The sequence below is a fragment of the Nitrospirae bacterium YQR-1 genome, from assembly GCA_039908095.1.
Classification (GTDB): Bacteria; Nitrospirota; Thermodesulfovibrionia; order Thermodesulfovibrionales; family Magnetobacteriaceae; genus Magnetomonas.
Genome location: JAMOBJ010000013.1, coordinates 1 through 24969, shown reverse-complemented (window position 1 = coordinate 24969; position 24969 = coordinate 1). Strand labels below are relative to the sequence as shown.

Annotated in this window: 23 protein-coding genes; 19 read left to right on the top strand and 4 right to left on the bottom strand. The window is 42.2% G+C overall.

Annotation, left to right across the window (positions count from 1 at the left end; all coding sequences use genetic code 11):
• The first annotated feature begins 195 nt into the window (after positions 1–195).
• The 14 genes from H7844_08080 to H7844_08015 all read left to right on the top strand — a co-directional run bounded on the left by H7844_08080 (position 196) and on the right by H7844_08015 (position 14084).
• Positions 196–1164 (top strand): sodium:calcium antiporter, encoded by a 969-nt coding sequence (locus H7844_08080; protein MEO5357241.1) that lies wholly within the window; start codon positions 196–198, stop codon positions 1162–1164.
• A 29-nt stretch (positions 1165–1193) separates the two neighbouring features.
• Positions 1194–2294 carry a calcium/proton exchanger gene (cax, locus tag H7844_08075; GenBank protein ID MEO5357240.1) on the top strand — a complete coding sequence of 367 codons (1101 nt, stop codon included), beginning with the start codon at positions 1194–1196 and terminating at the stop codon, positions 2292–2294.
• Positions 2295–2338: 44 nt separating this feature from the next.
• The gene (locus H7844_08070; GenBank protein MEO5357239.1) at positions 2339–4654 is read left to right on the top strand and encodes a heavy metal translocating P-type ATPase; all 2316 of its coding nucleotides are present in this window, start codon (positions 2339–2341) and stop codon (positions 4652–4654) included.
• A gap of 70 nt (positions 4655–4724) precedes the next feature.
• Positions 4725–4958 carry a hypothetical protein gene (locus H7844_08065; GenBank protein MEO5357238.1) on the top strand — a complete coding sequence of 78 codons (234 nt, stop codon included), beginning with the start codon at positions 4725–4727 and terminating at the stop codon, positions 4956–4958.
• Between the two features lie 41 nt (positions 4959–4999).
• A complete protein-coding gene (locus H7844_08060; protein MEO5357237.1) occupies positions 5000–5326 on the top strand; it encodes a hypothetical protein in 327 nt (108 codons plus the stop codon).
• Between the two features lie 42 nt (positions 5327–5368).
• Complete coding sequence (locus H7844_08055) at positions 5369–5605, top strand: hypothetical protein (protein ID MEO5357236.1); 237 nt, start codon at positions 5369–5371, stop codon at positions 5603–5605.
• Complete coding sequence (locus H7844_08050; protein MEO5357235.1) at positions 5602–6198, top strand: hypothetical protein; 597 nt, start codon at positions 5602–5604, stop codon at positions 6196–6198. The genes H7844_08055 and H7844_08050 overlap by 4 nt, the downstream gene beginning before the upstream one ends.
• Positions 6191–6814, top strand: coding sequence for a DUF454 family protein (locus H7844_08045; protein MEO5357234.1), 624 nt, complete (start codon positions 6191–6193; stop codon positions 6812–6814). The genes H7844_08050 and H7844_08045 overlap by 8 nt, the downstream gene beginning before the upstream one ends.
• A gap of 56 nt (positions 6815–6870) precedes the next feature.
• Entirely contained in the window at positions 6871–7896 is a 1026-nt protein-coding gene (locus H7844_08040; GenBank protein MEO5357233.1) for a type IV pilus twitching motility protein PilT, read from the top strand.
• A 160-nt stretch (positions 7897–8056) separates the two neighbouring features.
• Positions 8057–9193, top strand: a complete 1137-nt coding sequence (gene tadA, locus H7844_08035) for a Flp pilus assembly complex ATPase component TadA (GenBank protein ID MEO5357232.1) — start codon at positions 8057–8059, stop codon at positions 9191–9193.
• 119 nt (positions 9194–9312) lie between these two features.
• Positions 9313–10275, top strand: coding sequence for a hypothetical protein (locus H7844_08030; GenBank protein MEO5357231.1), 963 nt, complete (start codon positions 9313–9315; stop codon positions 10273–10275).
• Between the two features lie 31 nt (positions 10276–10306).
• On the top strand, positions 10307–11506 hold the full coding sequence (locus H7844_08025) for an acetylornithine transaminase (GenBank protein MEO5357230.1): 1200 nt from the start codon (positions 10307–10309) through the stop codon (positions 11504–11506).
• On the top strand, positions 11503–12408 hold the full coding sequence (gene argF / locus H7844_08020; protein ID MEO5357229.1) for an ornithine carbamoyltransferase: 906 nt from the start codon (positions 11503–11505) through the stop codon (positions 12406–12408). The genes H7844_08025 and argF overlap by 4 nt, the downstream gene beginning before the upstream one ends.
• A 65-nt stretch (positions 12409–12473) precedes the next feature.
• Positions 12474–14084 (top strand): ribonuclease J, encoded by a 1611-nt coding sequence (locus tag H7844_08015; GenBank protein ID MEO5357228.1) that lies wholly within the window; start codon positions 12474–12476, stop codon positions 14082–14084.
• 149 nt (positions 14085–14233) lie between these two features.
• Here H7844_08015 and H7844_08010 read toward each other — a convergent pair whose 3' ends face one another.
• Positions 14234–14419, bottom strand: coding sequence for a hypothetical protein (locus H7844_08010; protein MEO5357227.1), 186 nt, complete (start codon positions 14417–14419; stop codon positions 14234–14236).
• A gap of 206 nt (positions 14420–14625) precedes the next feature.
• Here H7844_08010 and H7844_08005 point away from each other — a divergent pair, with 206 nt between their 5' ends.
• The 5 genes from H7844_08005 to H7844_07985 all read left to right on the top strand — a co-directional run bounded on the left by H7844_08005 (position 14626) and on the right by H7844_07985 (position 20132).
• Positions 14626–15483 (top strand): hypothetical protein, encoded by an 858-nt coding sequence (locus H7844_08005; protein MEO5357226.1) that lies wholly within the window; start codon positions 14626–14628, stop codon positions 15481–15483.
• A 176-nt stretch (positions 15484–15659) separates the two neighbouring features.
• A complete protein-coding gene (locus tag H7844_08000; GenBank protein MEO5357225.1) occupies positions 15660–16451 on the top strand; it encodes an undecaprenyl-diphosphate phosphatase in 792 nt (263 codons plus the stop codon).
• Complete coding sequence (locus tag H7844_07995) at positions 16436–18514, top strand: DNA translocase FtsK 4TM domain-containing protein (protein ID MEO5357224.1); 2079 nt, start codon at positions 16436–16438, stop codon at positions 18512–18514. The genes H7844_08000 and H7844_07995 overlap by 16 nt, the downstream gene beginning before the upstream one ends.
• A 64-nt stretch (positions 18515–18578) precedes the next feature.
• Positions 18579–19367 (top strand): formylglycine-generating enzyme family protein, encoded by a 789-nt coding sequence (locus tag H7844_07990; protein ID MEO5357223.1) that lies wholly within the window; start codon positions 18579–18581, stop codon positions 19365–19367.
• 327 nt (positions 19368–19694) lie between these two features.
• On the top strand, positions 19695–20132 hold the full coding sequence (locus H7844_07985) for a hypothetical protein (protein ID MEO5357222.1): 438 nt from the start codon (positions 19695–19697) through the stop codon (positions 20130–20132).
• Between the two features lie 11 nt (positions 20133–20143).
• Here the strand turns inward: H7844_07985 and H7844_07980 are convergent, their stop codons facing one another.
• From H7844_07980 to H7844_07970, 3 genes are all read right to left on the bottom strand, one after another.
• Positions 20144–21319 (bottom strand): ATP-binding protein, encoded by a 1176-nt coding sequence (locus H7844_07980; protein MEO5357221.1) that lies wholly within the window; start codon positions 21317–21319, stop codon positions 20144–20146.
• Entirely contained in the window at positions 21319–23610 is a 2292-nt protein-coding gene (locus H7844_07975) for a tetratricopeptide repeat protein (protein MEO5357220.1), read from the bottom strand. Before H7844_07975 ends, H7844_07980 begins: the two co-directional genes overlap by 1 nt.
• 107 nt (positions 23611–23717) lie before the next feature.
• Positions 23718–24734 carry a sigma-54 dependent transcriptional regulator gene (locus H7844_07970; GenBank protein ID MEO5357219.1) on the bottom strand — a complete coding sequence of 339 codons (1017 nt, stop codon included), beginning with the start codon at positions 24732–24734 and terminating at the stop codon, positions 23718–23720.
• Positions 24735–24969 lie beyond the last annotated feature (235 nt).

Below are 24969 nucleotides of genomic sequence, written 5' to 3'. Positions count from 1 at the left end.
GTCATCGCTGGTTTTTACCCACTCGATTTGACAAAGTGCCCGATTATACGTCTGTTATACGTTTGTGTCAAAGATTTCGGGCTGTATTGTGGCAGCAGGCGTTTATAAGTAATTACAGTTTACCTCTTCTTGACTAATGTCACATTACTTGTGTAAATTAGACTACTGCATTAAGCATTGGAGGTTTATATATAGATGGAACACAGCATTGTCTTTGTTTTTACCATGCTTGCTACAGGGCTGGCTCTTTTAATATTTGGGGCGGATAAGTTTACATATTGTGCCGAACGTATCGGTAAAACCCTTAAACTACCCGGTTTTGTTATCGGAGCGGTGATAATCTCCGTTGGCACGTGCCTGCCTGAGATGATAGCGTCTGTTTTTGCCGTTTTAAAGGGAACTTCAGGAATTGTTGCCGGTAGCGTCATAGGCTCAAACATTACAAACACTTTTTTAGTGCTCGGAGTTGCCTTTCTATTTTTTAAAGGTGAATATGTAAAAATCAATCTTATAAATTTAGATATTCCATTTTTTATATCCGCAACAGCTCTTTTTATTTTTATGACTCACGACGGCCACTATAAAGCTGCTGACGGAATCCTTTCTCTTTTCGGAGTCGCTATCTACATCTGGTCGGTGTTTTCAAGAAAGCCCAATCCGGAGACTGAGGAGGAAGGTGAGGACGAGGCAGCCCCTGCCACGGCTTTTACATACGTACTCCTTGCCGTCAGCTCCGTAATGCTCTACTTTGGAGGCGAATGGACTGTCGATTACATTAATGAAATAGCTAAGATATTTCACATAAATGAAGGGGTTATTGCCGGTACAGCGGTAGCTATTGCATCCTCTTTACCGGAACTGATGATTTCCTACAAGTTTGCCGGAAAGGGCAAGCTGGACGTTGCTCTGGGTAATGTCGTAGGGTCAGGGATTTTTAACTTTTTCTCTGTAGTCGGTGTTGCCTCGCTGTTTAGTTATTTTACACCAAACCCAGGTGTGCTTTTGGTTGCTGAGGACACTATCGGTAAGGGACTGCCCATGATGGCATTTGCCTCTATAATTTTTACCTTTGTCATTATTGACAAAAAACCGTCAAAATTTGAGGGTGCCATGTTTTTACTCATCTATGTGTTTTATCTTGGATGGATGCTTAAGTGGTTTTAACATATTAATATAATAACAGGGGAGTATTTATGAAAATAGGAAATTTTGAAATTGCTGTATTAGACTTTTTTTTGATTTTCATTCCAATTGCTGTTTTTCTGGAATTAACACACGCAAACGCAACGGCGATTTTTGCTACATCTGCGATTGCCATAATTCCGCTTGCCTCTATCATGGGACGGGCCACCGAACACCTGACTGAAAAACTTGGGGCCGGTATCGGTGGATTTCTTAATGCTACATTTGGAAATGCAGCAGAGTTGATTATTGCCATAATTGCTATCAAAGAGGGAATGTATAACGTTGTTAAAGCATCCATAACAGGCTCGATAATCGGCAATATTTTGCTTGTCCTTGGTCTTAGTTTCTTTGCCGGCGGGATAAAAGTTAAAAATCTGAAATTTAATTCAACCGCCGCCAACCTTAACTCCACTATGCTGATTCTCAGCGCCTCCGGTCTTGTGGTTCCTGCCGTTATTTATTCACTGCTTAGTGACCATTCTATGGGGAAAGTACGGGTGGACAGTCTGAACATGAAGTTAAGTCTTGCTATTGCTATAGTGCTGTTTATTACATATGTGTTGAGCCTGGTGTTTTCACTAAAAAGCCACAAGCACCTCTACGGAGTCGGGAATGGAGAAACAGGGGAGCATGAAACTAATGGTGTATGGAGCACTAAAAAAGCCCTGTCTGTGCTTTTAGCTGCAACTGTCGGTATAAGTTTTATGAGTGAGTTTCTGGTTAAATCACTTGAGTCGGCAACTAAATCACTGGGAATGAACGAGGTATTTGTCGGAGTCATTGTTGTTGCCTTAGTTGGTAACGCCGCAGAACATAGTACAGCAATCATCATGGCGCTTAAAAACAAGATGGATGTTTCTGTTTCAATCGCCATCGGCTCAAGCTCTCAGGTAGCCATGTTTCTGGCTCCCATTCTGGTTTTTATCAGTTACTTTATAGGCCCCGCTCCTATGGATCTGGCTTTTACTCCCCTTGAGACCCTCTCCATAGCTTTTTCCGTCTTATTAGTCAATTTTATATCGGCTGACGGGGAGACCCACTGGATGGAAGGCGTGCAACTGCTGGCATTATATATAATTTTAGGCATTGCTTATTTCTTTATTTTTTAAGCATTATATCTTGTATCTGTAGATAAATATTTATTGGAGGTTTAATGGACACGCTGCCAAAAACTGATGGTGATTTTGACCAAATGGCTCTGGATAAAGCCCCGGTAAGGTATTTTAGAAGCCCAACGACCATTAATTCAGCAGTTACATCTAACATAATCAGTCTTGAGGAATATAAGAAAACGATCCATCAGAATTCTTCAGCCTTATTAGAGATTAACAGCTCTTTGCTTAAGCTGCAGCTTAAGTGTGAGATAAAACACTCAATAACAGGCCGGATTCGTTTAAGTATCTCACTTTTGGCTTCATATAAGGATTTAAGTGCAACCCTTGGCAATTACCTGAAAAAACAACCCGGTGTAACAGACGTAAGCGTTAACCACTACTGTGGGAGCTTTACCGTCCTCTATGATAAGGATGCCGTAAAGCCGGAAATAATTGTGTCCTCAGTTTCTGTGCTGACTCTTTCCGACCTCGTGAAATTAAAAACCGAGCCGGCTCTTGTAAAAACCGAGGACAAGGACATCTCGCTTGCATTTTTTAAGTGGTCCTCAGCTGCTATGGGTTTAAGCATTGTTCTTGGAGGCATTCCACCGCTTGCTCTTGCCATAGTCTATCCGGTGCTTTTATATATCTCCGTTCCGGTTTACAAACGGGCGTATAAGTGTATAAAAAATGAGCACAGACTAAACGTTGATTTTCTTGATGCTTCAGCTCTTACTGTGGGTATGCTGACCGGAGACGTTATAAATGCCTCTGCAATGGTCTGGCTTATTCACCTTGGCGACTATATCCGTGACCTTACAGCATCAAGCTCGCAGCGAACCATTAGAAAACTCCTTGATTTTCAGGAAAACTACGCATGGGTGGTAAGGGGCGATGTTGAGGTAAAGGTGCGGGTTAAGGATATTAATGTAGGCGAAATAGTCTCCTTAAACGTTGGAAACCTTATTCCGGTTGACGGGCGGATTACTGAGGGTGAAATCATTGTAGATCAGCAGGTACTGACCGGTGAGTCATTCCCAGTGCATAAAGAGGTTGGAGACACCGTGCTTGCTGCAACCGTGATAAAAGACGGCAAAGCTTACGTAAGAGTAATCAGAACGGGAGATGACACAAAAGTGGCGCAGGTGGTTAAAATGGTGGAGGAGGCTCCGATTTATGAAACTAAAATACAAAACCACGCTGAAAAGTTTGCAGACAGAATTGTGACCCCCTCACTGATAACAACCGGTTTAATTTTTGCGACAACATTAAATCTACACCATCTTGCTGCGCTTCTTACCGTGGACTTCGGTACCGGTGTGAGGGTGTCGGCCCCGACTGCGGTGTTATCTTGCATGATTTCAGCTACCTCGCACGGAATTTTAATAAAAGGTGGAAGTTATCTCGAAAAGCTATATAAAACCGACACAATAATATTTGATAAAACCGGCACACTTACAACCGGTGTGATTAAAGTGGAGGATGTTATCGGATTTAACGGCTACGAAGAGGAAGAAATCATTTCGTATGCTGCAACAGCCGAGCTTCAGATGACACACCCGATAGCCGAGGCTGTGGTAAGACATGCCGAGCATAAACACATCGCACTAAAAAAACGGGATATGGTTCAGTACTGTGTCGGGCGCGGAGTGGATGCATGGATAAACGGCAAAAACGTACTTGTCGGAAGCCTGAGGCTGCTTCAGGAAAACTCCATTCCCATAGGTGATGATATTGCTAACATCACAGATAGGTTTATTGATGATGGCAAAGCGGCACTGTATGTTTCATTAGACGGAAAACTTGGCGGCATTATTTCTTTCAGAGACCAGATACGTAAAGAAGCCAAAGCAATGATAGACGACCTCCACCGCGTGGGAGTTAAAAATGTAATAATGCTTACCGGAGATGTAAAAAAAGTGGCCTATCCGGTTGCAAAAATGCTGGGAATAGACCAGTGTATTGCAGAGGTGCTTCCTGAGCAAAAGGCTGAGGTTGTGATTGATTTAAAGAATAAGGGCAAGATAGTGGCTTTCGTTGGGGATGGAATAAATGACTCAGTGGCACTTTCGTATGCAGATATAGGAATATCTGTAAAAGGAGGCGCTGATATTACAAAAGAGACTGCCGGGGTAATTTTACTTGATGACAATCTTAGTAAAATACCTAAAGCCTTTGAAATAAGCAAGGAAACAATAACACTTATCAAAGAAAACTACACCATAACGGGAGGGCTTAATGTGGTGGCTTATGCCCTTGCCGCTTTTAATTTGATATCTCCCGTCTTTAGCACTCTTATCAGCAACGGCTCTGCCATTGTTGCGTGTTTAAACGGTATGAAACCAATAATAAGAATGAAACTTAAAGGGCGTTAAAATAGCACTTGCTAACTCTGCTTGTTGCAGGCTATACTATGTATAAAATATTCAATAACAGGAGGATGGTATGGAAGAGATATTGGCTGGAGTATTTGGTGGAGCGGTAGTTTATGTAGCAGGTAAATCGAGTTTCATGAGGGATGCCCTCAAGGGAGTAATAAAGATAGGGTACTCTATTGCAGATACCGTTACATCCGGCGGCGGAGAGACCCTGGAATCTTTAAAGGACATTATGGCGGAGAGCAAGGCTGAGTATGAATCTGTAAAAGCCGCAAAAGCAGAGGCAAAGGTCAAAGCGTAATACTAAAACCGGCTGTACTGTACAGGGAGATATATACAGAAGTGTCTAAGTGCGAGGTTGTACACCATATACGTGGCAGGGTAAGGCTCAGGATCCCTGATTTAAAAAAGGAAGGGACTCTGGAAAAGCTAAACAGTCTTTTTTGTGCTGACAAGAGGATTTCCAGTGTCTCAACTAATAAGTCCTGCAACAGTCTTACCCTGTGTTATGACCATAAAGACATCTCACTGCTGGAGATTCTTGATGTAATAGAGCCAAAAGAAGATGTAATAGAGCCAAAAGAAAGGGTGATAATATCAGACACGGAAAAACAAAAGCAGCTTCAAAAGAAACAAATACATAAAAAAATCAGGAAGAAAACAACATAACAATAAGGTGGAAATAACAATAAAGGCGGGTAAAGTCATACTATGGGATACATAATAGCAGGTATTGTTGGGGGGCTTGTTGTAGTTTTTTTCACAAAAATGGTACCAAACAAGGCTTTTATTAAAAGTTTAATAAAAGTTTTTTATTCTGTGAAAGATGCGGTTCTCTCATCTTTAGGGCACTCGTATGAGGAATTTAAAGATATAGCGGCAGAGAGCAAAGCCGAATATGAGCTCGAGAAGATTAAAGAAGCACAAGCAAAGGCCAACCCAAAATGACTGCAGAGTTTGAACTCGTAACGGCTCATTACATACGGGGGCGCCTCAGACTGAGGATTAAAACCGATATGGATATGCGGGTGTTTTTTATCTTTTTGAATGCCGCCCTTAAAAGAGTAAAAGAGATAAAAAAAGCCGCCCTTAATCAATATGCCTCATCTGTTACTCTTTTTTTTGACGACAACGTCAGCGATGTTGACAACTTAATTTCAAAACTCAGCAATCAAATTGTTTTTATAATGTCACTGCCAAATTTTACCAACACTTACTACGAAATACTAAATGCTTTGTGTTTTGGTGAAAGTGATGGAATAGAAGTAATTATCAAAGATGATAAAATTGCTACAAACTACTTACAAAAGCGAGGATGGGATATAAGCACAGATGTGTTTAAAAAAGACACTATGATTTCTAAAACAACGTTTTCCGCCGGTGTGTTAACACTTCTTTTAGCCCCTGCGCTTCCAACCCCTGCGTGGCTTGTTCTGTTAATTTTCGGCTACAGCTCATTTAAACAGTATGAATCCACTAAAGTAATCGAACAGCTCTTAGTGCAATATCTAAGCCCCGAAAAACAAGATACCAATGAGTAAAATCATTTTTGCATCCTCTTGCCCATCTGTTATGTTTGATAACGCCACCCTGCCGGCAGAGAGTTTAAGTGCGATTGGGGCGGAAATATACATCCCTTTTGAAGTAAAACATTCCATCCCAGGGCGCCTTAGAGTGGTGTCGGAGGCTTGCATTGCAAATAAAACCCTGCTTGAGGCTGTTAACACAAAGATTCTCTCAATAGCGGGCATAAAGGAAACCTCTTTAAACAACAACTGTGGCAGTATTGCCATAAATTATGACGAGCAATTAATTAACGAGGCATGTATTTTAAGAAATCTTAGCATAATTAATTTAAATTTGCCTGCTATTGAAACCAACAGCATTATGCCTGTAACAAAATCACTGGTTTTGGATGTTAATACAGATGCCAAACCAAACAGGTTATATGAGGCTGTCGGGGGGCTGCTGGCTGGTGCAGGTGTCATCGGTATTATAATACCTGGTATCCCCGGCATTCCAATTTTACTTCTTTCCGCATATTTTCTCTCCAGAAGTTCCGGGCCTTTATACAAAAAACTCCTTGAAAATGAATACATCGGCAGGTACCTGAAAAAAACAGACAAGCCGGCGCTTAACAATAATCTTAAGAAATGAAACTAACAGATACTTTTGATTCTTTTTGTAGGCTCTTAAAGGAACAGAGAGGCTCTGTGCTCTATCTGGCCCCTAACGACAGCCCATATATCAGAGCTGGAAACACTCTTTCCAAAGTCGGCAAAATTGCCCCTTTAAATGAAAAAATGACGGAGGAGATCGTTGATTTACTCATAAGCCGTGCAATCATAAAGGTGGAAAAACCAATTACTGAGTCAAGGTTTAATTATGAAAGCAAGGAAGCAGGGAGTTTTAAAGTACTGGTAACGCTGGGATGCAATGGTTATATGTTGTCGGTAAGTCCGGTTTTTGAGGAAATACCTGATATAGATGCTTTAGACTTACCACAAATAATCAAGGACCTTGCAAAGGTGCAATCAGGGCTTATACTGGTTATCGGGAAAAACAACTCCGGCAAAAGTGCCACAGTGGCTTCATATGTTGATTTTATAAATAAAAACTATAACAGGAGAATTGTTGTGATTGAGGAGCCTGCCTTGTATTATCATAAAAGCTGGCTTTCAATAGTAAAGCAGCCGTTTGTCAGGCTGTCGGAAATTTCAGATATTTCAAAAACATTTGATAATGCCATCGGAGCGGCCTCGGTGCTTGCCATAGACGGCCTTCCGATGTATGAAACAATGAAGCTCTCGCTTGCGGCTTCCGGAAGGGGGCTTTTGGTAATAGCAGCGGTTGGCGGCGGCGGTGGGATTTCCGAAACTCTCAGATTAATGATAGATTGTTTTCCTAAGAGCCATAGGAAAGATGCCAAAAAAACACTTTCCACGACATTAAAGGCGGTTCTCTGGCAAAATCTCTTACCTAAAAATGATGCTGCAGGAGTAATTCCTGTTTTTGAAATACTTCTTAACGACCCTGTAATATCAGCCTTGTTATTTAATGAGGAATTCCATCTTCTCAGACCTGTTATGGCGGCAGGCTCCCACAGGGGGATGAAAACTATAACTCAGGCGTTGGCCGAGATGACAAATAATAAACTTATAAACAAAGAGGCAGCAGAGAAATTCAGAAACGATACATATTCTTATTATGTTAATCCGGTAAAAGAGGCATATTATTGATACGAAGCCGCCTTCAATCGTCTAACTTTGTTGGCTTCGTCACAAGCTCCGGGGCGTCTCCCCTAAAGGGGAATCCCCTGTGAGGGGAGGCGTCGCTTATTCCCAGCCGCCTGTGTTTATTTCTAAATGCAACTTAATATAAAAAATGGGGGTTAATTAAATGGATGATTTAGATAAAAATCAACAGTTAGAGGACGAGTTTATATATAAAATTGAGGCTATAAAAAAACCGAAGACCGACGTGCCGGAAATTATAAACTACTTTATAGCGGCACGTGAGATAAACGCCTCAGATATATATTTCTCTGTTGATGAATGTCCAGTGCTAAAGCGCCACGGGAAATTTCATAAGCTACTGGAGAGCCCCTTTTACCGGCCTGAGGAACTCAAACGTCTCATATATGGGATTTTGGATAAAAACCAGATAGAACAATTTGAAAAGCAGTTAGACATGGAGCTGATGTATGTAAGCGACCATACAGGAAGTATAAGGATTAATCTCTATCATGCTCAGGATGGCATCGGGGCTGCATGCCGGATAATTCCACGCACGATACCAGACTTTCAGGAATTAGGCCCAAAGGAATCACTTGAGAAAATTGCAGAGTTGGATGACGGTTTTGTTCTTATAACCGGTGAGGCAAGATCGGGGAAATCCACCACTTTGGCATCCTTAATTGAGCACATAAATATTAATAAGAAGAAATACATTATTACCATAGAAGACATAATCGAGTATCATCATGCCAACCAGTCCTCACTGCTGGATCAGCGTCAGGTGGGAGTTCACACCAGAGACTTTGCAACAGCTGTAAATGCCGCCATAAGAAGTAAGGCAGACGTGATAGTGCTAACCGATATACAGTGTAAAGATGCCTTGAATCTTGCCATGAATGCTGCAGAGGCAGGGACTTTGGTAATAGCTGTGATGCGGACATTTGGGGGTTCAGGGGAGGCGATATTCAGAATGCTGAATTTTTACACGGAAAGCGAGCAGCGATATGCCAGATATCAGCTCTCACGGGTGCTAAGATCAATCATTTGGCAGCATCTTCTGCCTCTTAAGGATTTTAAGGGAACAGTTCCGGCTATGGAAATCCTGCACAACACTAAGAAAATCTCCGAGTTGATACGAACAAACCAGCTGGATAAGATCAACAAAGAGGTTGGAAAGGGCACCTCACTGGGAATGCAAACGATGGAGCAGTCCTTTGAGTTTCTTAAAACTATTCATGAGCTTGAGGAAAATGTCTCTCTTGCATTCAGATATGGAAAGTACCTACTGGCTTTGTTGTAGTACTCCAAAGGTTTCTACCCTCCACAGTATATAAACAACAAAATTTAATGGGATATTTTAAGGGTTTTATGTTAGAATTTCAAGGCTATGTTTAAAGACAGATGTGGAAAAGGCTTGAAATGAAAAGTAAAATCCGGGATTTTACAAATGTAACGAGATACCGCCTCTCTGAGAGGAAAAGCAAGGTAGAAGTCTCTCAAACTGCAAAACCATATATTGAAGGCGGCAGCTTCAGGGATTTCCTTGGCAGCCTTCCCAATATCTTAGCCGCCTCCGATTTCAACTCAGCCGTAAGTGCCATAGCAGAGGCACACAGCAGAGGTGACACCGTAATACTGGCAATGGGCGCACACCCCATCAAAGTCGGCTTGTGCCCGATTATTATAAATCTTATAAACGAGGGTATCATTACAGGCGTTGCTACAAACGGCGCTTCCATTGTGCATGATTTTGAATTGTCTTACCTTGGTTATACCTCTGAGGACGTTTTAGAGCAGCTCAACGACGGCAGCTTCGGGATGGCTTATGAAACCGGAGTGTTTTTAAATGAAGCCATCAACAGGGGGGTTGCTGAGGGGCTCGGTTTAGGATACGCTATAGGCAGTTTCATTAGCTCAGATACAACAATGCGCTACGCAGGAGAGAACAGTATTTTTGCCGCCTGTTATCGTAAACAGATTCCAATAACAGTCCACGTTGCCATCGGTACAGACATAATCCACATGCACCCTGAGGCCGACGGAGCCAAAATCGGCGAGGGCAGCCTCAGAGATTTCAAGACCTTAACTTCCATGGTATCAGAGCTTGAACATGGGGTGTTTATAAATCTCGGCTCCGCTGTTTTAATACCGGAGGTGTTTTTAAAGGCACTGACGCTGGCAAGAAATACCGGAAGCCGGATTGATAACTTTACAGCTTTAAATATGGACTTCATAAGGCACTACAGAGCTCATGAAAATGTCCTTAGGAGGCCGACCGCCAAAGGCGGTAAGGCCATAAGCCTTATAGGACATCATGAGCTGATGTTTCCGCTTTTAGCGGCGGCAGTGCTTGATAAAAAAGTGGAATTATCAACCACTTAGATTTATTTATTAAATAGGAGCTTTAGGTTTTATGGAAATAAAAAAAATGTTGGATGAGTCCTCACTGTATGTAATGGAAACTTATAAACGCTTTCCAGTAGTGTTTTCAAAGGGCAGGGATATGCGCCTGTGGAGCGTTGACGGAAAAGAGTACGTTGACTTTCTTGCCGGTATAGCCGTCAATGTCTTAGGCCACTGTCATCCTAAGATTGTCGTGGCTATTCAGAAACAAGCACAACGTCTGATGCACGTATCGAATTTTTACCATAATGATGTGCAGATAAAACTAGCCCGGCTTCTGATTAAACACTCATTTGCCGACAGAGTGTTTTTTTGTAACTCAGGGGCGGAGGCTAATGAGGCTGCTATTAAGTTAGCCAGAAAGTACGCTAAAGCACACCACGGAGAGCACTGCGTAAACATCATAACCGCTGTTAATTCATTTCACGGCAGAACTCTTGCCACCATAACGGCTACCGGACAGCCTAAATTTCAAAAGGGATTTGAACCCCTTGTGCCGGGTTTTAGATATGTTCCATTTAACGATTTCCACTCCATGGAAGATGCAATTGACGAAAACACCTGTGCCGTGATGTTGGAGCCGATTCAGGGCGAGGGCGGTGTGCATGTGGCAGATGAGGAGTATCTGAAAAAACTTCGGACACTTTGTACTGAAAAAGGAGTTCTCCTGATTTTTGATGAGGTTCAAACCGGTATGGGAAGGACAGGTAAGTTATTTGCTTATGAACACTATGATATAGAACCTGACATCATGACACTTGCCAAGGCTCTAGGAGGGGGTATTCCCATAGGAGCCTGCCTTGCCTCCGATGATGTGGCTAAAGCTTTTGAGTACGGCAGCCATGCCTCAACTTTTGGTGGTAACCCTCTGTCATGTGCAGCGTCCCTAGCAACCCTTGAGGCTCTCCTTGAGGACAGCATTATGCTTAACGAGTGTAAACGTCTCGGTGAGTACCTCAGAAACTCACTTTTAAAGTTAAAAGAGCAATTTCCTAATGTAATACTTGATGTAAGGGGCAAGGGGCTGCTGCTGGGCATGGAACTTACCCGGGAATGCAGTCAGGTGGTGCAGGCGTGTTTTGAAAGAGGTTTTCTGATTAACTGTACCGCCGGCAATACGCTTCGTTTTTGCCCTCCGCTAATTGTAAAAGAAGAGGACATAGACAAACTCATAACCGTACTGAGTGAGGTTTTGGCGAGGTTATCATGAAAAGAGACTTTTTAACTCTATGGGAACTGTCAAAGGACGAAATTGAGGCTTTACTTTTGCGCTCCGCAGGTTTTAAAACTGCAAAACCTAAAAACGGCAAGCCCCTTACCGGTAAAAGCATAGGACTGCTGTTTGAAAAGTCCTCAACCCGTACACGTGTTTCCTTTGAGGTCGGCATATATCAGCTTGGAGGATATCCGGTTTATATGCACTCCTCCGACAGCCAAATGGGAAGAGGTGAAACAATTTCCGACACTGCACGGGTGCTTTCACGCTACTTTGACGGACTTGTTATACGCACATATGGACAGGCAATACTTGAGGAGTTTGCAAGGAATTGTACAATTCCGGTAATAAACGGCCTAAGCGACAGCCATCATCCATGTCAGGCACTGGCTGATTTACTTACCATCAAGGAAAAGAAGGGCACATTGAAAGGTGTTAAGTTAACCTATCTGGGCGACTGTAACAATGTCACAAACTCTCTGATTGAAGCATCCGCAATAATGGGAATCCCACTTTCCATAGCCTGTCCTAAAGGTTATGAGCCTGAAGAGTCCATAATGAAAAGAGTCCGTGAGTTTGGCTGCCATGGTATAGAAATATTCAATGACCCGCTTAAAGCCGTAAAACAAGCAGATGTTGTATATACTGATGTGTGGATAAGCATGGGAGATAGAGCTGATCAGCAAAAAAAGAAGGAGGCATTAAGACCTTTTCAGATTAATGACGCCCTTTTAAAAAACGCAAAACCGGATGTAACCGTCTTGCATTGTTTACCTGCCCACAGGGAGGAGGAAATAACCGGCAGCGTCATAGAGGGTCCATACAGTGCTGTGTTTGATCAGGCTGAAAACAGATTGCATACGCAAAAGGCTCTTTTAGAGATGTTGATTACATAGCTTTGGAGTTATAACTGACCTCTGGGCTTTTAATAATTCCTCTGGGTGGTGTAGAGGAAATCGGCATGAACATGTCCGTCTTAGAGACGGAAGATTCTCTCATAGTGGTGGACTCCGGTCTGATGTTTCCTGAGGAAAGTATGTTGGGTGTCGATTTCGTTATCCCTGACTACTCATATATTTTAGAAAAAAAAGAAAAACTTAAGGGAATCATCATAACCCACGGACATGAGGACCACACAGGGGCGCTGCCGTTTCTTCTGAGGGACCTAGGCCCCGATGTGCCGGTTTACGGTACCCTTCTGACCATAGGATTAATTAAAGAAAAACTTAAGGAATACAATATAAAAGACTTGTTATTTATAATAATTAAACCACGAGACAGGATAGACCTAGGCAGCATTACAGTAGAGTTCATTAGGGTATCCCACAGCATAGCCGATGGAGTCGGGCTTGCGATAGAGACCCCATACGGCACAGTGATTCACACGGGTGATTTCAAGTTCGATTCAAACCCTGTGGATGGAGAGTTTATGGATATATCAAGATTTGCATGGTATGGTGAGCGTGGTGTTTTACTTATGATGTCTGACAGCACAAATGCCGAACGCAGTGGTTTTACCCCCTCGGAAACAACAGTGAGGGCGGCTTTTGATGATATCTTCGCAAAGGCCGGGGGCCGGATAATTGTAGCGACTTTTGCTTCAAACATACACAGAATTCAGCAGGTGGTTGATGTTGCCGTTGCGTTTGGGAAAAAGGTGGTTCTCTGCGGCAGAAGTATTGTTTCAAATATTCGTATTGCAATGGATTTGGGATATCTGAAAATTCCGGCTGAGACATGTATGAGGGTTGATGATATTAAAAAACTTGACCCCCTTGAGACTGTTATCATTACAACAGGAAGTCAGGGGGAGCCCATGAGCGTGTTGACACGAATTGCGCTCAATGAGCATAAACAGATAAAAGTCAAAACCGGAGACACTGTTATAATCTCGGCAAAAGCTATCCCCGGCAATGAAAGGGCTGTTGGTAAAATAATCAATCAACTGTTTAAGACCGGAGCCGACGTAATATATGAGAAAGTGGCCAAAGTACATGTCTCGGGACATGCATCGGCTGAGGAGCTTAAACTTATGCTCAATATCATTAAACCAAAGTACTTTGTACCTGTCCACGGTGAGTACAGACACCTTCACCGTCACGCATGGTTAGCCGGAACTCTTGGTATTGCCGGAGAAAACATACTCATACTTTCCAACGGCAACGTGCTGGAAATCACTGAGGAGGGATGTACTCATACCGGCAGGGTCTCTGCCGGCAGGGTTTATATTGAGGGCAAAAAACTCTGCGATATAGACGACATAGTACTTAAGGAGAGGAGACGTCTTGCTCAGGACGGTTTTGTTATAGTGCTGATGACTATTGCCAAAGAGGATGGAACGATAGTTTCCGGCCCTGATATAATAACACGTGGTTTTGTCTTTGAGTGCTCTTCAAATGAACTTATTAATGAGGCAAGGGCTTCCATTGTTGAGGCTTTTACCAATCTTGATGAGTCCTTTGAAAAAAATGTATCCAATGTGTCGGCAAAAGTACACAGCGTGTTGAGGAAACTTATAAGAAACAGGACTGAAAAGAGGCCGATAATTATGCCGGTCATTGTGGAAGCCTGATACCAAGTTGCATTCATTCGATTAACTTTGTTGGCTTCGTCGAAAGCTCCTTGACGTCTCCCCTAAAGGGGAATCCCCTGTTAAGGGGAGGTGTCACTTTCTCCTTGCCGCCTCGTTACTCTTTTGACTGCTACTTGGTATGAGCTGTTTTATGATATTTTTGTGTATAAAGATTTTATGCCAATAGTGGATTTATCTATTTCACTTAAGCAAGAAGGGTTCTCAGATGCTTTGTTATACCAACTCGGTTTTTCATCTTTAGCTTCGATTTCCTTAAAACCTTCAACAACAAGGTAATCTGATATATTTTTCTCTTTTACTTTTCTTGTAACCATTTTAAATACCTTTCCTTGTAAAACTCATAATTATCTTTTAGATCAGCTATAGCCATCCTTAACACCTGAGTGTTGTCAAGGAATTAATACCATACTTTTTTAAATACATTTCTGTCAACATCAAGTATATCTTTATGTTGTTATTTGCTTTTAAAAAGGCATGAATATATGTTAATTTAGATTTATCCATTAAAAAAGGCAGGGATATGCATCAGAAATTTGACATTACGTTAAAAGGTTTATGGAAAAATGTACCTGTTAAGTTACTTAAGATTTTATCAGGTTTTGACAATGGAAAATTTCTTGATAACCAATTAACAAATGTAGGTCTTCTTCTGCCCGACTTAATAATAGAGCTGCCTGATATAAGTCTTCTGCACATAGAAATTATGAGCAACCCTGAGAAAATGCTGAAGCGGATGTTTCTTTATAATGCACTGATTTTTCATCATTATGATAGGTTACCAAGGCAGATACTTTTATATGTGGGTGATAGACCATTAAACATTGAAAATAAAATTGGGAATTATTCGTTTGAAATTATTAACATAAAAGACATAGACTGCTCTGAGTTGCTCGAAAGTAACAAACCTGAAGATATAGTATTGGCGATATTATGCAAATCCGGCAATATGGATGTTACTTTAGCTAAAATATTAGAGAAATTATCTGTTTTGCCGTTAAAAGACAGAGAGGATTATATTATGAGATTACTCTATCTGTCTGACTTAAGAAAGCTATATACTAAAGTAAAACTGGAGGTAAGCAAAATGCCGATAACGATTGATGTCAGAGAAAGTGAAATTTTTCAGGAAGGGTTACTTGAGGGTAAGCAAAAAGGATTACTTGAGGGCGAGCGTAAAGGATTGCTTGAGGGCGAGCGTAAAGGATTGCTTGAGGGGATTGAGTTAGGGCTTGAACTCAAATTTGGTTTAGTTGGACTTGAGTTAATGAATATGGTCAGGACTATAAATTCTGTAGATAAACTGGAGGAGTTCAAAAATCTTATCAAAAAAGCCGGTACTGCGGATGAATTAAAGGAGTTTTTGGGTAAAAATGTATAACACTAAAGAGCTGAAAATGCCAATTTGACCATAACTGAAATAGAGCAAGTTTTCAATGCACTTATTCATAAAGTGATAGAGTGTTCAACTGACAGTGTAAACCTTTGACTTGATATGTAGTATCAATTTCTTTGTCAAGTGCATAAACACGAAAATCATTAAACGGAGGGAATGTTGTGGAGATATTTCATGCTGTTGTGTTGGGAATAGTGCAGGGAGTAACGGAGTTTTTCCCGGTAAGCAGTACTGCCCATCTGATTTTAGTGCCATGGTTTTTAGGATGGAAAGGCGTTGTGAATTCTCTCAGTTTCGATATTGCCCTGCATGTTGGAACTTTGATTGCCCTTGCAGTGTATTTCTTTAAGGACTGGCTGGAGATGTTTATTATAAAGCAAAAGAGAAAACTTCTTCTGTTTATTGTTGTAGCAACCATACCGGGAGCAGTGGCCGGCAAGCTGCTTGATAAGTTTGTAGAAACGACACTGAGAACCCCCTGGGTGATAGCCGTTAGCCTGATAGTGGTGGGAATAGTTATGTTGATTACCGAACGGATTGGAATAAAAGTACAAACAATAGAAAGGATAAGCCTTTCGGATGCCGTTTTAATAGGCATTGCACAGGCTTTTGCCCTGATTCCAGGGGTTTCACGCTCGGGGAGCACCATTTCTATGGGTTTATTTCTTGGAATGAAACGGCAGGATGCGGCAAGGTTTTCCTTTTTACTTTCCACGCCGATTGTGGCAGGTGCTGCGCTGCTACACGGCATTCATATTTTAAAGGGGCAGAGTGTTGACTTTAATCTTCCCATGTTTGCCTCAGGTGTGCTTGCCTCATTTATTTCCGGGATGTTGGCAATTAAATTTCTACTGTCTTTTTTTAAGAGATTTTCGTTAAACTGGTTTGTTTATTACAGATTTATTCTTGCTGCGGTTATAATAATATCAGTGACGGTATGGCAGAAGTCGTAAGAGGATTAAAATATGAGATAAAGGGGCTTGTTGCCATTTTATTTTCCCTTTTCACAGCAACATCGCTGCTTACTTATAATAAATGGGACCCCTCCCCTTTTACTTATACTGATTTACCTCCGTCTAACTACTGCGGCATTGCCGGCTCATGGTACTCAGACATACTTCTGGCTTTTTTTGGTACCGGAGCCTACATTTTCCCGATTATTTTGTTTTTCTACGGGCTGAGGAGACTTATTGGAAGCATAATGAAAAAAGAGAATCTGGTTGGTTCGGCTCTTCTGTCAGTAACCTTACCGATGTTTTTTACCCTGCTTTCAGAGACATTTAGCACAATAGCAGTTGGCGGAGGATTGTTTGGCTTTGTTTTAATCGGTATTCTAAAGAAACCCTTCTCCTCCGTGTTTGCCTACATGGTGACACTATCTGTTTTTTATACATCAATTGCGCTGATGCTGCCGATTAACCTGACCTCTATATCTTTCAGACGGAGGTCTCAGTCCGGGCCGTCCGTTTCATCCGCCTCAACTGCCGGCACAGAGAGCGCTGATGATGGGGATATAAAACCTGATTTTAAAATTATTAAACACAAGGAAGAGCCTCTTGAGGATGAGAGGAAGCCGCCGGAAATATTACGGCAAATTAAGATGCCCCCTGAGATGCGTGCCGGACAGTATAGCCTTCCAAATGTGGAATTGTTAATCACTGATGACATCCACAAGTATGAACTGACCAAAGAGGAGTTGGTACGGGCAGCCGATATTTTGAAAAACAGGCTTTCGGATTTTAATGTAGAGGGTAAGATAGCACAGGCTCATCCGGGTCCGGTTATCACCATGTATGAGTTTGAACCTGCTGCAGGGGTTAAAATCAGTAAAGTCGTAGCCCTCTCTGATGACCTTGGGCGTGCCATGGGCGGCATTAAGGTCAGAGTTTCGCTGATACCCGGGAAAACCCCCATAGGCATAGAAGTACCAAATGAGAAAAGAAGTGTGGTTAGCTTAAGGGAAATCATAGAGTCAGACAGGTTTATTAAAAAGAGCTCTCTTCTGACTCTGTGCATGGGCAAGGACATTTACGGCAACCCGGTGGTAGAGGACCTGGCCCGGATGCCCCACCTCCTTGTTGCCGGCACCACAGGCTCAGGTAAGAGTGTGGCCATAAACTCCATGATTATGAGTATTCTCTTTAAAGCAAAACCCTCGGAGGTGAAAATGCTGATGGTTGACCCTAAGCTGCTGGAGCTTTCCATTTACGAGGGGATTCCGCATTTAATTTCAAACGTAATAACCAGCCCCAAGGAGGCCTCAGACGCCCTGAAGAAAATGCTACTTGAGATGGAGCGCCGCTACCGCCTGATAGCAGGACAGGGGGCTAGAAACATAGAGATGTTCAATGCCTCGGTTACAGATGAGGAGAGGCTTCCGTACATAATAGTGATAATAGATGAGCTTGCAGATTTAATGTTCACAGCCGCCAAAAACGTAGAGGACTCGATAGTGCGTCTGGCGCAGATGGCAAGGGCATCGGGAATACATCTTATCGTGGCCACACAGAGGCCCTCTGTGGATGTTATAACAGGAATAATTAAAGCGAATTTTCCCTCAAGAGTTGCCTTTATGGTATCCTCCAAGGTGGATTCACGAACTATACTGGACACTCATGGGGCTGAAAAACTCCTTGGCCGGGGGGATATGCTGATGCTTAGCCCCGGGGCTAAAATCACCAGAGTGCATGGAGCGTTTGTTGATGAAAGTGAAATAAAGGCGGTAGTGGATTTTGTTAAATCACAGGCTAAGCCGGATTACTCTATTTTTGAAAATCTCGTAATGGAGGAGGCACAATCATCTGACTCTGACAACACAGGCAGTGACAGAGATGAGGTGTATAAGGAAGTCATCCGGTATGCACAAACAATGGGCGAGGTTTCGATATCTTCGATACAGAGGCGGTTTAAGATAGGCTATAACAGGGCGGCGCGCATTATGGATATGCTTGATGAGGACGGCCTTGTCGGCCCTCCAAAAGGCGCAGGGAAACCGAGGGATTTTGTTTCCAACTAAGAGAAGGTATTCTTATTAAATGGGGCTGAGGTTGGGATTATTATACAAAAGGAGGTAGCATAAAATGAGGCTTACTGTGTGTTTATTAATTGTTGTTGCTGCACTGAGTGGTTGTGTTCATGAGTTAAATAAGAGTGTCGGCAGCATTAGTAACTATACCGACCCTGTAACGGGTATGAAGTTTATCTATGTTGTGGGCGGTTGTTATCAGATGGGCGATACATTTGGTGACGGGCAGGACAATGAAAAACCAGTGCATGAGGTTTGTCTGGATAGCTTTTACATTGGAAAATATGAGGTGACACAGGAGCAGTGGGTAAAAATAATGGGTAGTAACCCGGAGGATAAAAAAGACTCCGCCTTTTATCGCTGCCGCCATGACTGTCCTGTTGAACGTGTCACATGGTATGAGGTGCAGGATTTTATTAGCAAACTAAATGTGCAGACGGACGGTAAATATCGTTTACCTACTGAGGCGCAGTGGGAATACGCATGCAGAAGCGGCGGTAAGCATGAGAAGTACTCCGGAGGTAACGACCCCTCGGAGTATGCCTGGTATGAGGCTAACGTTAATGACAGAACAGGAATTATCGGGCTGAAAAAACCCAATGGATTAGAGATTTATGATATGAGCGGCAATGCGTGGGAGTGGGTGCTGGATATGTACAATAAGGATGCTTACAGCAGCCATGCTCATAATAATCCCGTATATAAAGGCCCCGGAGTCGGGCATGTCATTCGTGGCGGTGCGTGGTACGTCTCACGCCAGTATGTAAGATGTGCGCTGAGATACACCGATGCTCCGCCCAATAAGGGAGAAAATGTGGGTTTCCGCCTGCTGAGGACCAATTAGGAGCGCCCTGTCGTCTGAGACCGGCGATTTTTTTGAAATTCACCTGTTGTCTTTTTCAGAAGATAATGGTAACATGTATAACTATTAAAGAAAGCTAAGACTACTGTGTTGATGCTGCTAAGGCTTAAAGCAGAAGTGCTTTGTTACTGTTAACTTAAACTTATACCAAGTAGCAGTCATTCGATTAACTTTGTTGGCTTTGTCTAAAGCTCCTTGACGTCTCCCCTAAAGGGGATTCCCCTGTAAGGGGAGGGGGCGCTTTCTCCTTGCCGCCTCGTTACTCTTTTGACTGCTACTTAGTATTAATTTGAAATCTGGAGGTATTGTATGAAAAGGAACTATCTTATAACTTTGGCTGCTCTTTTGCTGCTTATAGTTTTTCCGGTTGCCGTTTATGCCCATGAGGGTGGTAAACATGGTGATAACGGCGGCAATTCTTTAATTGAGGAAATGGTGCTTATTCAAAAGGCCATTCAGGAGATTGTTGTTGCAGTTGTTTTGAAAGACAGTAAAAGCGTTTTAAACGCAATAGAGCCCCTTAAAGGTACTATGGAAAGAACTCATGAAAGCGTCCATGCCGGCAAGATCAATCTGCCCAAAAATGCCGGCAAACTCAGCGAATTTATAAAAATGGACAAGGAATTTCATGGAAATCTTCATTTGCTGGAAGACTCCGCTTCAAAGAATGATTACAAGAAAATGCACACGCTCACTAAGAAACTCCTGGACGGCTGTATGAATTGCCATAACACATTCAGAAAATAAGTGAGGTGGATTTACTGCTCCTTTTCCACCGTGGCCACAGCACTAAGGGGCAGGTTCATCTCAAAGCTGCTGCCGCTGCCATGTTCACTTTTAACCTTTATGGCGCCCTGATGAACAAGCATTATTTTTGACGCTATGGCAAGCCCCAGCCCGGTTCCGCGCTCTTTTGTACTAAAAAACGGATCAAATATCCTCTCTATGTTTTGATGGCTTATCCCCTCTCCCTCATCTATCACTTTAATAACCGCCATGTTGTTTTCAACCGTCTCAATTATTTTTATTGTGCCGTTTTCAGGGGTTACATGCACTGCGTTTATAATTATATTCATAAGCACCTGCTTTAATAACTCAAGGTCTCCTTTAACCACAGCAGCGGGCCCCTCAACTTCCCTGCAAAGTGTTATTCCACGAGCCTCTATCAGAGGTAAAAGCATATTCAGGGACTCCTCCGCCACTGTTGAAATCTTAATATTATGAAATAACGGTTTCTGCGGTTTTGCAAAAAACAGCATATTGGTAAGAATGTTGTTGAGGCTTCTGATGCCGGTTGATATACCCCGTGCAAGGGTTGCATGAGGACTCAGGCCCAGTTCGTTTTCAAGCATACTGGCATAAAGTTCGATGCTGCAAAGCGGGCTTCTTATTTCATGCACTATCTGGGCTGCCATCTCTCCCATGGCAATAAGCCGTTTGTTTCTCTCATGCTGGGTTTCAAGCTCCTTAAGTCTTGTAATATCCTGAAGTAGAAAGACTTTTCCCCTTACAGCCCCCTCAGAGTCAGTGACCTCCGAACGGGAAACTAACACATTGTACTGATTATTATCCACATTGAGGAATGTATCCGGCCCCTCAGTTTCAATGGTAAAATCGAGGCTATCTATCGGTTTCCCCACCGCATCAGACTCCGCTATCCGAAGAAGGTTCACTGAGGCTCTGTTAAACATAGTTACAAGATCATTTGAATCTGTCACTATTATTGACTCACTCAGGCTTTCCAGAATTCCCTTTAAATAGTCCTTTGCCTCCTCTGTATCACTGAGTGCCTGCTCCAACTGCTTATTTTTTTCCTCTAACTCTATCGTAAGATAATGTACCCGTTCCTTAAGCTTCTCATATATCAGCTCAAGGCTCTTAGAGGCAACGGTAAAGGTGTTGAATGCTTCATTAAGTCTGCCGATGTCTTCCATCAGGGTTTCCCCTCCAGTTTATTATCCAGCTCCTTTTGCTGGAGTATTGATTTAGCATAGTTTCCCAGAGTTGAATTAACGAGGCTCAGTTTTTTTAAGGCCTCATCCGCCTCAGCTCCGCTTGAATTAGTTACAATGCCATAGAGTGCTCTCTCATTACCGGGGTCAGTCTGTACAATTTGCTTGTAATACTTCATTGCGAGGTCCTTCTTTCCGGCATTAGCATACATATCGGCAAGGAGCACATAATCACTCTGAGTGCCACCCAGTGTTGTGACTGCCTTTTCAAAAAATGCCGCCCCCTTTACTTTATCATCTATCTGTCCTATAGTATCATTTATTAATTTCATGTCTTCCTTCTTTAGTTCCTTTATATCCATAATTTTCAGAATTGCATTTTTGAAATCCCCGCTGGAGTAAAACATCTCAGCCTCAAGACGGTTTATTTCATCCGCAGAGATGTTAAGCCCCTTGAGCTGCCCAAGATACTTTACCGCCGCGGTCTTATCCCCTGCTTTTAATGACACATCGGAAAGTTCACGGAGTGCATTATATTTCCCTTCTGAGGCGGCATTTTTGGAAAACCAGATAAGAAGGTCTATGTAGGGTTTTCCCTGACCCTTAAGAGCATCTCTTACTTCAAATAAGAATTTTTCCCTGGACGTATCCAAAAGATATGAACCATAAGAACCCCATAAAGCTGCAAACTCCTTTTTATCACCTGTAAGCGCATCTTTCATTATATTTTCAAGCGCCTCAAGAAGTTGTGCAGATTTTGGTGATTTTTTTAATTGCGGGAGCATGGCCTCTATCATATCTTTATATTTTTTTTCTTTTAAATTCATTTTTACATCTATCAAATTTAATTCATTTTTCTCGTTTTCTTTCAAATGCATAGACTTTAAAACATCAAGCATCTCCTTAGCTTCATTCAGCACCCCCTTTTCCATCTGATTTTTGGCAATTTTCAGATAAGCCTTGCCTACCTCCGCACTGTCACCATCAATTAAATTCATATCCTTAAGTGTTACTACCATCTTCTTTGCCTCTTTAACTTTCCCCTTGTTTATGTATGAATCTATCAGCTTTAAGTTTGTGTTTTTGTACTGGTTTTTCTCATCATCTGACATATGCTGCTCTTTAAAACCCTGAAGCACCTCCTCCGCCTTATCCAACATGCCGGCATCCATATACGTATCAGCCAATTTTAACTTTGATTTCATGAATTGAGCTTTCTCATCATCTGTCATATACATGCCCTGGATATTATGAAGTACTTCCGCCGCCTTTGCAGGCATATCTCTGTCCATATACAAATCAGCCACCTTCATATGTGCCTTTCTAAACTGGCTTTTCTCATCCTCCGTCATAAACAAGGCTTTGAGGTTTTGAAACGCCTCTTTTGACTTATCAGGCATATCATGTTTTATATAAACCTGAAGAAGATTCAGGTAGGCTTTCTTTTGTACACCGCTGTCATGTGACTTTGTCGCATCGGTAAGCATATCAATGACTTTTTCAGGCTTAGAATCGTCCATTGAAGCCATTGCGGCATAGAGTTGTGCCTTCCCCTTATATTTATCGCCCTTTACCATTATCAAGAAACCCAGGGCTTTCTTCTTGTTACCATTAATAAACAAATTCTCACCATAGTAGTAACGTGTTTTGTCGTCTTTCAAAAGATAACCCATACCTTTTGAAGCAGCCTTTGCATAGTCTTTTTCAGCCTCTTTATACTTCCCGGTCTGCTGTAGTATGTTAGCCCTACGAAAGAGAATCTCAGGAGTCTCTCCGGCTTTTCCAAGATACTGTAATGCCTCATCATATGCACCGGTTTCATCAAGACATATGGCAAGGCCGTTAGTAGCTGCAGCAGCATATTTTGATTTTGGAAAGCTCTTTAAAAATGTCTTAAATCCGGCTCTGGCTTCAAAGTAACGTTTTCTCCCCAAATTTATCTCGCTTTGTTTAAACAACGCCTCTTCTTTTATGTTTTTGTTTTCTGCATAGTTATAAGCCCTTCCATACCTCTCAGCCGCCGCTGTAGTGTTACCATTGATCTGAAGAATTTTTGCATACAGGTAATTACATGCCGCCAGCTCATCAGCATCTTTGGTCTTTGACGGTTTACATTCATCAAGCATTGCAACAGCTTTACCGTATTCCTTAAGTTCCATCAAAACCCAGGCCTGCTTTAACTCAGGGTTCAGGATAAGTTCGGGAAGTGACAGTGCATAAGCGTTTGCCGTTAAAGATATAAAAAGAATTATCGAAAAAATACAGACTCTCATCAAATTAACAGTTTGCAAATTATATACCAGTTGGTAAGTGCTTGATTTAAATAGGTTATTTAAACCTCACCGTCAAACAAATGACATTTTTTTGCAATATTTTAGTACTACTGCACATGGGAATCACCTGATCTGGTGTCTATTCCCTTCTTTTTTAATTTCTCTATAAAGGTGGTCCTGTTCAAACCAAGTAACGCCGCCGCCTTACTCTTTACTCCCGCAGAGCGCTCCAGCGCCTGCATGATTATATTGGTTTCTATGTCATCAAGAAAAGAATTCAAATCTATCCCCTCGGGCGGAAGTTGTGATAGATCGCCTGATGAGGTGACAGGGCTGCGTGCTGGAGTTAAAAACCTCTCCGGTAAATCCTCAATATTAACAATCCCGTTTTCTGCAAGTATGGTAAAACGTTCGATAAGAGTTTCCAGTTCTCTGACATTCCCCGGCCAGTTGTACTTCATTAAAATCTCCATAGCATCATCTCTGATTACTATGGGCTCAATTGCTCTCTTGTCGGAGTATATTTTTATAAAGTGGTCTCTCAAAATCTGGATGTCTTCTTTTCTGTCCCTCAGAGGCGCTATATTAATCGGGATAACGTTTAATCTGTAGAAGAGGTCCTCTCTGAATTCACCACGCTTTGTTGCTTCCTCAAGGTTTTTATTTGTGGCGGCAAGTATCCGCACATCCCCTTTGACGGTTTTAATACCCCCTACCCTTTCATATTCCTTTTCCTGCAGAACCCTGAGAAGCTTAACCTGCAGGGATGGGTGCAGCTCTCCGATTTCATCCAGAAAAATCGTACCTGACTCAGCAAGCTCAAACCGCCCTTTGCGGGCACAAACTGCTCCGGTGAAGGCTCCTTTCTCGTGGCCAAAGAGTTCAGATTCAAGTAGCTCTTTAGGAATTGCACCACAATTTACCGGAACAAAAGGGTTTTCTCCTCTTGAGCTTAAAAAATGAATCGCCTTTGCCACCAATTCCTTACCCGTACCACTCTCTCCCATTATCAAAATAGTGCTGTCTGAGGAGGCCACCTTCTCTATTATCGCATAGAGACGCTGCATCTCACGGGATTTGCCTATTAGTTTATAAAACCCGACTTTTGTCTCCACTTCCTTCATTACATGTATTGTATAGTTATTCCTCTGCTATGTCAATAATCATAGGATTTCCCGAAATCCGACATAGAGGTTAGAAAAACGAGTAATACCAAGTTGAGACCGCTGTATACTGCCAATGAAAGTGAGAAAAGATTATATTTTGAAATTATTCTAATTGCCTGCTATGTTGAAATGTCAAGCCTTCTTTTTTTTCTTTTCTAAATTTTCTCCAAAAATTTAGTAGTAGAGCCTGTGG